At 60.7% G+C, this 509-nt stretch carries 1 rRNA gene; it reads right to left on the minus strand.

What is annotated here, in order from left to right:
- Positions 1-315 precede the first annotated feature (315 nt).
- Positions 316-509: ribosomal RNA gene (locus tag ACYVO6_RS39705) — 16S ribosomal RNA — on the minus strand; the annotation flags it as partial.

Raw genomic sequence — 509 nt, forward strand, 5'->3', positions numbered from 1 at the left:
TTGGCCACAGATGCTCGCGTCCACTGTGCAGTTCTCAAACAACGACCAACCACCCGTCACACACCACCCATGTGGTGCTGCACCGGGGCCGGCAACCGAAGGAACGGACTCTCATCCGCACCCTCAGACACCCAACAGCGTGCCCGACACCCCCGCCGCTTCCCTCAACGTTCCACGCTCCGAAGAGCAGTACTGGAAGGAGAAGACGATCAAGTGTGCCGAATAATCAACGTTCCACCCATGAGCAACCAGCACCGGACGTGCGCCGATGTACTGGCCTCTGACCAGCCGAGGCTGGTGAGAAGTGCTCCTTAGAAAGGAGGTGATCCAGCCGCACCTTCCGGTACGGCTACCTTGTTACGACTTCGTCCCAATCGCCAGTCCCACCTTCGACCGCTCCCCCCAGCAAGCTGGTTGGGCCACGGGCTTCGGGTGTTACCGACTTTCGTGACGTGACGGGCGGTGTGTACAAGGCCCGGGAACGTATTCACCGCAGCACTGCTGATCTG

This window comes from Streptomyces pseudoechinosporeus (assembly GCF_054783935.1).